Here is a 13,081-nt window from a genome sequence, read left to right as displayed (position 1 = left end):
TTTATTCCACAGTTGCTGAATTAAATTTACTTTTTTGAGTATTATGTTGTAATTCTGCTATATGCTTGCTGATATGGCATAGCATCCCGCCGCGCACTTCTTCTGCACCTCGTTTGATAGCAGCACAGAATGCATGTTTATCAGCAGATCCATGACTTTTTATAACAATGCCACGTAACCCAAGCAAACTAGCGCCATTGTATTCGCGATGATCAACACGTCGTTTGAATGCGTTGATAACAGGTAAAGCTACAAATCCTGCAAATTTCGTAAATATGTTGCGCTTAAATTCCTGGCGCAAAAAAGTAGCGAGCATTTGGGCCACACCTTCTGATGTTTTCAAGGCAACATTACCCACAAAGCCGTCACAGACTACAACATCTGTTGTCCCTTTATAAATATCATTACCTTCGATATTTCCATAGAAATTTAATCCGCTATCTCGTAGTAGTTCTGCGGCTTGCTTAACTACTTCATTACCTTTTATGTCTTCTTCGCCTATATTGAGCAAACCAATGCTAGGATCTTTCTTATTTTCAACAGAAGAAACTAGCATAGCGCCCATCATACCAAATTGTAGTAAATGTTCAGCAGTGCAATTGACGTTGGCACCTAAATCTAATATGTAAGTGTGTCCTTTTATAGTAGGCAAAACAACTGCAAGTGCTGGTCTATCAATACCATGGATAGTTTTTAGAACAAAACGCGAGGTCGCTAACAATGCTCCAGTATTACCAGCGCTGATACATGCCTGAGCTTCACCATTTTTAACCAAATTAATCGCAACGCGCATAGAAGAGTCTTTTTTATTTCGCAAAGCTAGTGCCGGGGGTTCATCCATACCCACGACTTCGCTTGCAGCATGTAGTCTCATTCTAGAGCTAAGAGGCATATCGAGGGCGCGTAATTCCGCTTCGATCACATCAGGGATCCCGACCAAAATGATGTCGACCTCAGGATCGCTGTGTAGGTATTTGACTGCCGATGGGACTGTAACATGTGGGCCATAATCACCGCCCATACAATCAATCGCCATAGTGATGTTCACTTTAGGTTACTCTTAAAATAGTGCGCTATGACAGTTCTAGGCGGTATTTGGCGAAATCAAAGAAGTAGATATAGTGAGAGGAAATCTATTCGTCGTTTTTAGTTTTGATAATTTTCCTGCCGCGGTAGTATCCATTCGGGCTGATATGGTGGCGTAAGTGTATTTCCCCGGTAGTAGGCTCTATAGCTAAAGGTGGATTGGTTAGAAAATCGTGAGAACGATGCATTCCACGTTTGGATGGGGATTTTTTATTTTGCTGAACAGCCATATTATGTTGACTCCAAAAATTAAACTTTAGTGTGCTTGTTTTTTAATGACTTCAGGGTAACAAATGGATATTTCTTAACTACTTTTGTTATTTCTGAAGTATTAACAGTATTTTTGCTGAATGAACATTGATCTTCCTCATGACGGGGAGAAATCGGCAAACTCAGAATGATCTCATCTTCAATGAGCGTTAGTGTATCCATATCAGGAGATGCTAGAATGGCATCGACCGAGATATCTTCATCATAATATGAGAATTCATCCTGATTTCTTGCTAACAGCAAGCTCGCTTCTATATTCAAGATATGTTCCAGTTTACCGAGGCAGCGTTGGCAACAAAGACTAATCATTCCTGTGATCATTATTTTGAGTGTTGGTCTATCTTTTTCGTCAAAAATTCCACTTATCGAGTAAATGATCTCTCCAGAGCGATCAGACAAATATTCTCCTAAACGTTCCAATTCAGCGGGCAGGATTTTACCATGATGTACCTCGCTATTGCGGACGAAATTAAGAGAATCTATGATAAAACGTTTATGCATCATAATTTTTGCATGCTATATTTTTTATAGTTAAGTGTCAAAATCTATTATAAACATTATAACATTTTGAAAACACAGTATGTTCACCCAAGACTTATTTTGGGATCCAGTTCATTATATCGCCGCGAACTTTTCCAGCGTTTAAAACTACCTTTTGAAACAGCCAATCCAGCTATAGATGAAACGCCTTTGCGAGATGAAATGCCCGAGGCCACTGCACTTAGATTAGCTGCAAATAAAGCTCATGCTGTTGCTGCAATTTATCATGATGTGCTCATCATAGCTGCAGATCAGGTCGCTGTAATGGAAGGCATTCAATTAGGTAAACCTCTGAATTATGCTAATGCAGTTAAGCAATTACGTTTAATGCGAGGTAAAGAAGTTATTTTTTATACAGCGTTATGCGTACTGAATAGTCGTACTAATCGACTGCAAACCCGCGTGGTTCCCTATTTTATTAAATTTCGCGAGTTAAGCGATCAACAAATTGAGCATTATCTTTCCAAGGAGCAACCTTATCATTGTGCGGGGAGTGCCAAGTCTGAAGGGCTTGGGATTGCTTTGATCGAACGGATGAGGGGGGATGATCCCAATGCTTTAATCGGACTGCCGCTTATTGCATTAGTGGACATGTTGCTAGCAGAAGGGGTAGAAATAATTTAATTTTTTCTTTACAGCCACCAGAAGATCAATTAGCCTAACTCTTTTATCTCACATGAATTCGTAAGCAGTGTAATGAGCAATGATTGATTTCTAATATGCATAAGCGATTAACCATTAATTCCATTATCCTGATATTTTTCGTGAGCATGCTCACGAATACATTAGGTTTATCTTTTAATGATAAGGTTTTTGCTCATGAATTGGATCATCACTACCATGGAGCTCTATTTTTAGATGATCCACAAAAACATCTTGATCTTCATCACGCCCTAGGTGACGACGGTGAGCTGGATGCAATTACACATTTATTTCTTCATGCTGCCGGTCAATATCAGCCTTTTTTTGTGAATGAATCCTTTTTGATAATAGCTCCGGTTACTGAAGCAGAAGCTTTGACAGTATTTGTTCATAAGAATATTCCTGAATCTATTCCGGATTCTCTTTTCCGCCCTCCAAAAAATTTCGGCATCCTATCTAGTTAGTTGGATCTCTAGCATGCTTGAGTTGTAGTGCACATTTTCGTTTGGAAGTGACAAGCTCGTCATTCTTCAAGCAAGCAGTATCTGCGCTATAGACCTTATAGATCTAGCTCAATTTAACTATGCTGGTAATCTGCTCATCATTGTGAGTAGAAGCTGTAAGTATTGAATGCTTTTGCAGAGGATGCTATGAAATTTAAATTACAGTACAAGCAGTTACGGTTTTTTTTGTTGTTTAAAACACAAATCTTAATCCTGCTTCTGGTTTCTTTGTATTATCCATTCCAACTAATAGCAAGCTCTGATTCAGTATATTTGAATGATGGCAAGCCATTGAATTATCAAACATCATTGCGTTCTTTGGAAAAAAAGGATTTGACCTTGCGAGAGGCAGTAAATCTTGTATTGCAACATAACCCTGAATTAGCAGCTTTTGCTAAGGAAATGAATGCGTTGGAGGGAGCAACACAGCAAGCTGGATTGTTTAGAAATCCAGAGTTATCCGTGAATGTTGAAAATGCTGGAAATATTAATAAACTTTCAGGAGATATTAATTCACCTGAAGCAGTTGCGCAGGAGGTAGTGCAGCAGGTTACAACGATTCGGATTAGTCAATTATTCGAGTTGGGTGGAAAACGTGCTGCACGAACTGCTGCTGCATTACTTAACGAAGAGTTAGCAAGTAAAGATTATGAAACTAAACGAATAGAGATCGTTGCGAGGGTTGCAAATGCATACACTGATGTACTTGCAGGACAGGAGCGATTAAGGCTTGCAGAAGCAACCATGCAACTTGCAGAGAATGTAGTGAACGCAGTCGTCAAGCGTGTGCAAGCTGGCAAAGTGCCACCTATTGAAGAAACGAGGGCTAAGGTCGGGTTCTCTACGACGCAAATTGAACGTGAGCAAGCGCAGCGAGATTTGGTGGCAGCGCGTAAACGTCTTGCTTTGCTGTGGGGAGATCATTCTCCGCAATTTAATCAAGCTTTAGGGAATCTTGAATCACTGGTTCCTTTGCCAAGTATAGAAAAGCTGGAGGAGCGTGTTCTAGAAAACCCAGCAGCTCTTCGTGCTTTAAAGAATATTGAGCAGCGTAAAGCATTACTGGAAGTAGAGCAAACACGTCGTATACCTAATCTTATTGTTAATGCAGGTGTTGTTCATCATGCGCAACTCGGGGGCAATACTGCGGTAGCTGGCTTAGCAATACCGCTACCATTATTTGATCGCAATCAGGGTAACCTCAAAGAAGCGCATCAGCGTGTTAATAAAGCCATTGATGAAAAGGCGGCAACTGAGTTGCGATTAAAAACCGAGCTTGCACAAGCATATGAACCTTTATCAGCAGTTTGGAATGAAATCAACATCTTGCGTGATGAAATATTGCCTGGAGCTAGAAGTGCTTTTGAAGTTACAAAGAAAGGATATGAATTGGGAAGATTTGGATTCCTGGAGCTACTTGATTCTCAGCGTATTCTTTTTCAGAACCAAATTTTGTACGTGCGTGCGCTCGCTAATTATCAGCGTCTCGTCAATGAAATCGAGCGCGTGATCGCAGCCCCAATCGATGAGCTTTCGGCTACAGCCAGCATACCTCATTCTGGCAATAACGAGGAATATTAGGAGTAGGAAATGGATAAAACACGATGGATGCCTATTATGATCGTGATCGTCATTGGTATTGTTCTGGGTGGGCTCATACTGACCTTGGGAAAACCCACTGTACCTGGTTCGGCAGATGAAACAACGAGTGAGGGGAAGGAAGTATCTGCTATCAATTCTGCATCTGGGGAGAAGGAAAGGAGTGGTCAGGTTGAATCGGCTAAAGGTCCCAGGGGAGGAAAGCTTTTTACGACAGATGATTTTAGTGTGGAGGTGACAATTTTTGAAAAAGGGGTTCCTCCCCAATTTCGCCTTTATCTTTACCATAAAGGCAGGTTGATTTCACCTACTGAAGCTAAGGTCAGTATTACCTTGACGCGATTGGGAGCGTCCGCGCAATTATTCCGATTTACGCCTGAAGGCGATTATCTGATTGGTGATCAAGAGGTAGAAGAGCCGCACTCTTTTGACGTGGCGATTGTCGCTGATTGGAAGGGCAGAGCTTATCACTGGGGGTATAGCCAGGTTGAAGCTCGGGTAGAAATATCGGATGAGACGCTGAAAAGTTCTGGCATTCAAATTGCTACTGTTATCCCCGCAATTATAAAACCAACACTCAACTTACCTGGTGAGATCATTTTTAATGAACACACCATCTTAAAGGTTGTGCCTCGTATTCCCGGTATGGTTACAGCCGTTATGGGTCACCATGGTCAACATGTTCAAAAAGGGGATGTTCTGGCAGTCATTGAAAGTCCCATGCTGGCTGATTTGCGTAGTCAATATCTGGTTGCCAAGAGAAGGCTGGTGCTAGCGCAAACTACTTATGAACGTGAAAAACAATTATGGGAAGAAAAGATTACAGCTAAGCAGGAATATCTCACGGCCCAGCAGCAATGGGATGAAGCCAAAATTGCCCTGCAGCTTGCGTCAGAGAGGCTGCATGCGCTTGGGGTAAGCCCTGAATCCAGTCTTTCTGAAAAAAATCTTTCCCGTTATGAAATTCGCACCCCTATTCCGGGCATTATTACTGCCAAAGCCATCGTCCTTGGGGAGTCAGTCAAAGAAGACACAGCGGTTTATACCGTTGCTGATGTCTCGACAGTATGGGCAGCGATCACGGTTTATCCAAAGGATTTAAATGTGGTTAAAGTTGGACAGGAAGCAAGGATTAAAGCGACTGCGTTTGATTTGGAAGGGGAAGGGACTGTCACGTATATCACTACCTTGATTGGTGGACCTACTCGAGCTGCTACTGCGCGGGTTGAGCTGGATAACCAGGCGGGGAGATGGCGTCCGGGCATGTTTGTTACGGCTGAGCTGGTGGCCGAAGAAATCCAAGTGCCTGTTGCGGTGTTGGTAGAAGCAATTCAAACATGGCGTGATTGGTCCGTCGTGTTTGGCCGTTATGGAAACTATTTTGAGGCGCGGCCACTGGAGCTTGGCCGCAGCGACGGCACGATGGTTGAAGTACTCAAGGGACTGTCTGCCGGGGATCAATATGCGGCAGGTAATAGCTTTGCCATCAAAGCTGAGCTGGGTAAAGCGGGTGCAACCCACGATCACTAGCTTTACCAGCATCATCTAAGCGGAGCTTTTAATCATGTTAGAACGTATTTTACAGATTTCTATCCTTCATCGCGGCTTGATACTCGCAGCGGTGCTGATGGTTGCTATAGTAGGAGTTTATAGCTACCAAATGCTGCCGATTGATGCCGTACCTGACATTACGAATATTCAGGTGCAAATTAATACGGCAGCGCCTGGTTATTCACCGGTTGAGGTGGAGCAACGTATCACTTTCCCGGTTGAGACCATCATGGCGGGGTTACCTAATCTTGATTATACCCGTTCGCTCTCCCGCTACGGCTTGTCTCAAGTGACAGTGGTATTCAAGGACGGAACAGATATCTATTTTGCGCGCCAATTAGTCAGTCAGCGAATTCAAGAGGCTAAAGGCCGGCTGCCTATGGGAGTCGAACCTGCGATGGGGCCTATTTCTACTGGGTTGGGTGAAATCTTCATGTGGACGGTCGATGTCGAGGAAGGTGCCCACAAACCGGATGGTACAGCCTATACAGCCACTGATTTACGTGAAATTCAGGATTGGATTATTCGACCCCAACTACGCATGGTTCCAGGTGTGACCGAAGTGAATTCAATTGGTGGATTCGTCAAACAATTCCATGTGGCACCTTATCCGGAGAAACTGATTGCTTATGGTCTGACTATTCAGGATGTGGTAACTGCGTTAGTGCGTAACAATCTCAATGTGGGTGCGGGCTATATTGAAAAAAGCGGTGAACAGTACCTGGTACGTTTACCAGGTCAGGTTGATAATCTGAATGAAATTAGCAATATTACGCTCGGTTCTCGGCAGGATGTCCCGATACGCATTAAGGATGTGGCCGATGTTTTGATTGGCAAGGAATTGCGCACGGGTGCTGCCACGCAAAACGGTCACGAAGTGGTGATAGGTACGGTATTTATGCTGATCGGAGAGAATAGCCGGATTGTTTCGCAAGCAGCGGCCAAGAAATTAGCTGAGATTAATCGCAACCTGCCTGAAGGCGTCGTAGCTATCCCTGTTTATGACCGAACTACATTAGTGGATAGAACTATTCACACGGTGGCTACCAATCTAGTAGAAGGCGCAGCATTGGTAATTGTGGTGCTGATTCTGTTCTTGGGAAATTTGCGCGCAGCCCTGATCGCTGCATTTGTTATTCCGCTTTCGATGTTGTTTACCTTTAGTGGGATGGTAGCAAATCATGTCAGTGCTAATCTGATGAGTCTGGGGGCGCTTGATTTTGGTATTATCGTGGATGGGGCGATTGTCATTGTTGAGAATAGCATCCGTCGTTTAGCCCATGAACAAGCACGACTGGGGCGGGCGCTAACGCTTACTGAACGCCTTGAAGTGGTATTTGATGCCACCAGTGAAGCACGCCGGGTACTGATTTATGGTGAGCTAATCATCATCATCGTCTATCTTCCTATTTTTGCGTTAACCGGTGTGGAAGGGAAAATGTTTCACCCCATGGCTTTTACCGTGGTGACAGCACTGGTAGGAGCAATGATTTTCTCCATCACTTTTGTTCCGGCAGCTGTCGCGCTTTTTCTTTCAGGGAAAGTCACAGAGAAAGAGAGTTCAGTTGTGATATGGGCGAAGCGAGTTTATATGCCTATGCTGAGTGCAGCGATGCGCAACCGGGAACTTACAGTTACCATTGCTGTGGTCATCGTAGTGCTTTCAGGGTTGCTGACAACGCGCATAGGAAGCGAATTTGTACCGAGTCTCAACGAAGGGGACATTGCGCTGCATGCCATCCGTATTCCGGGTACCAGCCTTACCACAGCAGTTGAAATGCAAAATGAATTAGAAAAAACCATTAAGACATTTCCTGAAGTCGATAGAGTATTTTCCAAAATTGGAACTGCCGAAATTGCCACGGATCCCATGCCACCAAGCGTGGCGGATACCTTCGTCATGCTTAAGCCGCAATCAGAATGGGATGGCCCTTATCGTACTAAAGCAGAATTAATCGCCGCGATTGAGAAGAAAGTACTGGAAGTCCCCGGTAACAACTATGAGTTTACCCAGCCGATACAAATGCGCTTTAACGAGCTATTATCCGGTGTACGTGCGGATGTTGCGGTGAAGGTGTTTGGTGACGATATGGACACACTGTTCGAGACAGCTGAACAGATTGAGAAGCTACTGAATACTGTGCCAGGAGCATCGGATGTCAGGGTTGAGCAAGTTACCGGCTTGCCTGTACTATCCATCCTAATGGATCGAGAAAAAATGGCGCGATTTGGATTGAATGTGACGGATATACAGGACGTTGCAGCGATTGCGGTAGGCGGACGTAGTGCAGGACTTATTTTTGAGGGTGACCGCCGTTTTGATCTGCAAGTAAGGATGCCAGAGCATTTGCGTGGTGATATTGAGGCGCTCAAACGTTTGCCAATCGGTATACCTGTCGTAAATATGGGAGGGACTGCAAATATACCCCAAGCAGCCGTTGCTCCTGGGTACGTGACACTGGGCGAAGTGGCTGACATTTATATCGTTCAAGGCCCCAACCAAGTCAGTCGTGAGAATGGCAAACGAAGAGTGGTTGTGACCGCGAATGTGCGCGGCCGTGATCTAGGCTCTTTCGTCAATGAAGCCGAAGCATTGATAGCTGAAAAAATACAAATCCCCACCGGCTACTGGCTGACATGGGGTGGGCAGTTTGAACAAATGATTTCCGCAGCGCAACGCTTGCAGATAGTGATCCCAGTTGCACTGGGATTGATTCTGATTTTGCTTTATACCATGTTTGGTAATTTTCGTGACGGACTATTGATGTTTACCGGTGTTCCATTTGCGTTGACGGGGGGCGTAGTGGCATTATGGCTGCGCGATATTCCATTGTCCATTTCTGCGGGAGTGGGTTTTATTGCGCTCTCCGGTGTGGCGGTATTGAATGGCTTGGTGATGCTGGCCTTTATTCGAAATTTACGAGAACAAGGGCTGGATTTGGATGATGCCGTTCAGCAAGGCGCGCTCACCCGCTTGCGACCTGTGCTGATGACAGCGTTGGTCGCGGCGATTGGTTTTGTGCCGATGGCGCTGGCTACCGGTACTGGCGCGGAGGTGCAGCGGCCGCTTGCTACCGTGGTGATTGGGGGTATTCTATCCTCCACGGCGCTAACGCTACTGGTTTTGCCAGTGCTCTACCAATGGATTTATAAAAAGAAAACAATGGAGACGATGATGGTTCGGAGCCCATTATGATTAGTGGATCTAGTCTAATATAACTCTGAGTCTGATCCCATGATACGTTCGCAAAAATCTTAGATTGGTTGATATCTTGAATTGTTGTAGTTCTGCAACCTATACTAGCGGCACGGTTTGTTGGGATCATGCTGCTCCCAGGGTTCTTCACCGCAGCTAGCCGTTTGGCATCCAATATCTAGTCATAGATAAAAAACTTTTCCAGTTAACCTGATGGTTATGGAGTAGATGGGAGCATATTCCTGAGATAGAAACCATCGAGGAAATTGGAGACATACATGAGAGTTAACTTTCCGAACTCAGACATCATCGATTCTGTAGCAAACAGGCTTTATCAATATATTAAAAAAATAGTACGTTAAAGCTTAGAAGAGAACAGGCATCCAATCTGGTATCTCAATGTTACGGTTATTTGAGCTATAAATATTTTGAATCGAATCAATCGATTGATGAACCTCAATTTAAATCCTTATCTCAAGTGCAAATTAATCAACTAAAAGAACAACAAATCAGGCTGTTATCATCCTATTTCAATATATCAGGAAAAGAGAGTGATCTGCTTTGGATGGCAATGACTCCTGCTAAATTTCTGCGTTACGAAAGACTAAAAATTAACCAGATTGGCTATTACGTCATCGATTGGGGTAGACCTGACGAATATGGCGAGGATACTTGCGAAATCACGGTCAAGAGCTTTGTAATCGGCGTCCAATGTACTACTTGTAATTGTGGAGGAAAATATGAAACTTGGGAACAGGGCGCTGATATGGATCAGCCACCAATAATATCCTATGACATGTGTGATAAATGTGACGGAACAGGTGTTTATCATTATAGTAACAAAATCTTGAATAGAATACGGTTATCAGAAAATGAGTTTCGTCTCAAAGAGGAACATGATAGTTACTTTGATGAATTGGAGAATAAGCTCAACTCAGATCGCTACGCATCAGCTCATTATTCTACGTCACCCGTATATGACGAAGATAATCCTGACCCATACTCCCCAGATTGGCCAGGTGACAATGATGAAGACGAAAAAATTAAGTAGTGTTAACCCGAGCTACTGCTTTTAATTGCTATTTGATAGTGCTGTAGGTCGCAATAGGCGAAGCCGTATTACACCGTCATGACAAGGTTTAGTATTCGGCGCAATACGCTTCGCTATTACGCCCTACAATATCTGTGCCGGCGAGCTTTGTCGTTAGAATTTTTTCTGTTTCATCACAAAATCGGCTTTTGTTTAGGATTGAGTTGGTTAATTCCAGTCATTTAGTTAATGAGTGCATCACTATTTTTTTCCATATTTCGGCATGAAAGATATAAAGAAGATAATTTCAGAGATTCGTGATTGGTTGTACCGAGGAATCAATGGATATTCCATTAGAGATCGTTCAATGGATAGAATTTATAGGCACTACACAGGAGAGAGCTCATCTCCAATATATATTAGTCCAAAATGGTGGGGAAAAATAATAGCTTTCTTCATAAAAATGAATCCACTTAAGAAAGCAGGAACATTTTTAATAATTATAGTTATGATGATTGTTGTATCCTTGAAGGATGTTATTAATGAAAGATTAAAGTCTGAAATTAGTCATCTTTTTGGAGAAACCATCGGACCAACCCTACCTAAAAACAGTGAAAATAACAACCCCAACAACAATGCCATAGAAATACCCAAAACAAATGAACAACCAAAAAATAATTCCAAAAATATTTCTATACATGAAATATAACCCTGCGCTTACTCCTCTCACTCTTAATTTTATAGCATGAAAATAAAGGATCAGTGCCGTAGGGCGCAATAGGCGAAGCCGTATTGCGCCGCCATGACAAAAAGGTTTAGCATTCGGCGCAATACGCTTCGCTATTACGCCCTACACAATCTATTCGGTAGTTGCTTCGGGATGGCTCATAACAAGAAGAGCGTAGCAAGCCCCAGAAAAATAAAAAAACCGCCACTATCGGTGACAGCAGTGATCATGACGCTGGAGCCGATGGCTGGGTCGCGGCCCAGTTTTATTCGGGTTAATGGGATAAGTACTCCCACTAATGCGGCTAACAGGAGGTTCAGAATCATGGCGAGGGCCATGACGAGGCCAAGTGAAATATTCTGATAAATGAGATAAGTAAATAATCCAACGATGCTTCCCCAAACCAGACCGTTTACCAGACTGACACCGATTTCCTTACCGATCAGCTTAAGTGTACTGTCAGTGCTGACCTGGCCTAGCGCAATGGCACGAACGATCATGGTAATGGTTTGATTCCCGGAATTTCCACCTACCCCTGCCACGATAGGCATCAGTGCAGCCAGTGCAACCAATTTCTCGATGGAACCCTCAAACAGACCAATGACACGTGAGGCAATAAAAGCTGTCACTAAATTAATGGCAAGCCATGCCCAGCGATTCCTGACACTTTTCCAGATGGGTGCAAACAAATCCTCTTCTTCACTCAGACCTGCTTGGCTAAGTGCCTCGCTTTCAGCTTTTTCACGAATGAAATCTAATACCGAATTTACGGTTACTCGCCCTAATAGCTTGCCATCCACATCAACCACCGAAGCGGAAACAAGATCATAGCGTTCAAAAGCCTGGGTTGCTTGTTGTGCTTTGTCATAGGGATGGAATTTAACCATTTTAACTGTCATTGCATCGCTGACCATGACGTCAGGATCGGTTACTAATAGCTTATTCAGTAGCAAAACACCTTTGAGATGCTCATTGCGATCAACTACAATTAACTGATCGGTATGGTCTGGTAATTCACCCAGGCGTCGTAAATAACGCAGTACCACCTCCAGCCTGACATCTTCACGTATCGTAATGACGTCGAAATCCATGAGTGCACCTACAGAATCTTCAGGATACGACATGGCTGCGCGTAACTGCTCGCGCTCTTCCAACGGCAAAGCCCGGAATACATCCTCGATGACTTCGCTGGGTAAATCCGGTGCCAGATCGGCAATTTCATCTGCATTCAGTTGCTCGGCAGCGGCTACTAACTCGCTGCTACCCATATCCGCAATCAGTGTTTCGCGCACAGCGTCGGAAACTTTGAGTAGCACCTCTCCATCATTCTCAGTCTTGACCAGACCCCATATAAAGAGACGGTCTTCCAATGGTAATACTTCCAGAATATGCGCGATGTCTGCTGGATGAAGCTTCTCAAGTACATTCTGAAGAATTGCCAAATTTTGTTTCTGGATAATCGATCCCACCAAATCTTGACGCGGGGAATCTTGCAGGCGTACTAACCCTTCTACTAATCTGTATTTACGAATTAAATAAGTGATTCGCTCCAGTATGCTTTGTAAGTCTTCATTTTCATGAGAATGGCTATCTTCAGTCATGGCAGATTTCCGATGGAGGAAGGGTTGTCACAATAAACAAAAAGAGCAAATAGAAACTCAATTCCTATTGATCAAAAGACAGAATGAGATAAGCATTGCCTTTTTCCGTTATATCACAGGAATAGGAGTTAATTTTTACAGACTTATTAACTGTGAAATTACAATAAAAGAACTGACTTTTAAGGGGATGAATGTTAACTCAGTCAGGTGCATTGTACCAGCGAGTAAAAACTGGAAAGTTTTAGCTTAAAAGCCGCTTTTATTCTATTTCTGAATCAACCCTGACTTTGTCGGCTTCACCTTGCCGTATGATTGATACTGTCTGCAGATCGCCTT

The 13,081-nt window shown here is 43.5% G+C and carries 11 protein-coding genes; 7 read left to right on the top strand and 4 right to left on the bottom strand.

Annotated elements, in window-relative coordinates; all coding sequences use genetic code 11:
* Position 1: 1 nt before the first annotated feature.
* From plsX to BM122_RS06760, 3 genes are all read right to left on the bottom strand, one after another.
* A complete protein-coding gene (gene plsX / locus BM122_RS06770) occupies positions 2–1,048 on the bottom strand; it encodes a phosphate acyltransferase PlsX (RefSeq protein WP_177198065.1) in 1,047 nt (348 codons plus the stop codon).
* Between the two features lie 85 nt (positions 1,049–1,133).
* Complete coding sequence (gene rpmF, locus BM122_RS06765) at positions 1,134–1,316, bottom strand: 50S ribosomal protein L32 (RefSeq protein WP_074904611.1); 183 nt, start codon at positions 1,314–1,316, stop codon at positions 1,134–1,136.
* A gap of 19 nt (positions 1,317–1,335) precedes the next feature.
* Positions 1,336–1,860, bottom strand: a complete 525-nt coding sequence (locus tag BM122_RS06760) for a YceD family protein (RefSeq protein ID WP_256211931.1) — start codon at positions 1,858–1,860, stop codon at positions 1,336–1,338.
* A gap of 63 nt (positions 1,861–1,923) precedes the next feature.
* Between BM122_RS06760 and BM122_RS06755 the strand changes: the two genes are divergently transcribed.
* The 7 genes from BM122_RS06755 (at position 1,924) to BM122_RS06725 (ending at position 11,126) form a co-directional block, all read left to right on the top strand.
* Complete coding sequence (locus BM122_RS06755) at positions 1,924–2,520, top strand: Maf family nucleotide pyrophosphatase (RefSeq protein WP_074904610.1); 597 nt, start codon at positions 1,924–1,926, stop codon at positions 2,518–2,520.
* Positions 2,521–2,666: 146 nt separating this feature from the next.
* Positions 2,667–3,002 (top strand): hypothetical protein, encoded by a 336-nt coding sequence (locus BM122_RS06750; protein WP_256211937.1) that lies wholly within the window; start codon positions 2,667–2,669, stop codon positions 3,000–3,002.
* Positions 3,003–3,332: 330 nt separating this feature from the next.
* The gene (locus BM122_RS06745) at positions 3,333–4,622 is read left to right on the top strand and encodes a TolC family protein (protein WP_256211930.1); all 1,290 of its coding nucleotides are present in this window, start codon (positions 3,333–3,335) and stop codon (positions 4,620–4,622) included.
* Positions 4,623–4,631: 9 nt separating this feature from the next.
* Entirely contained in the window at positions 4,632–6,170 is a 1,539-nt protein-coding gene (locus BM122_RS06740; protein WP_074904607.1) for an efflux RND transporter periplasmic adaptor subunit, read from the top strand.
* Between the two features lie 34 nt (positions 6,171–6,204).
* Entirely contained in the window at positions 6,205–9,387 is a 3,183-nt protein-coding gene (locus BM122_RS06735) for an efflux RND transporter permease subunit (protein WP_074904606.1), read from the top strand.
* A 412-nt stretch (positions 9,388–9,799) separates the two neighbouring features.
* Positions 9,800–10,438: a hypothetical protein gene (locus BM122_RS06730; protein WP_074904605.1), complete on the top strand. Its 639-nt coding sequence runs from the start codon at positions 9,800–9,802 to the stop codon at positions 10,436–10,438.
* A 346-nt stretch (positions 10,439–10,784) separates the two neighbouring features.
* On the top strand, positions 10,785–11,126 hold the full coding sequence (locus BM122_RS06725) for a hypothetical protein (RefSeq protein WP_143083344.1): 342 nt from the start codon (positions 10,785–10,787) through the stop codon (positions 11,124–11,126).
* Between the two features lie 176 nt (positions 11,127–11,302).
* On the opposite strand, the gene mgtE is transcribed toward BM122_RS06725, so the two are convergent.
* Positions 11,303–12,745, bottom strand: coding sequence for a magnesium transporter (mgtE, locus tag BM122_RS06720; RefSeq protein WP_074904603.1), 1,443 nt, complete (start codon positions 12,743–12,745; stop codon positions 11,303–11,305).
* Positions 12,746–13,081 lie beyond the last annotated feature (336 nt).

The organism is Nitrosomonas communis (genome assembly GCF_900114745.1).
GTDB classification, from domain to species: Bacteria; Pseudomonadota; Gammaproteobacteria; order Burkholderiales; family Nitrosomonadaceae; genus Nitrosomonas; species Nitrosomonas communis_A.
This window is presented reverse-complemented; position numbering and strand designations above follow the sequence as displayed.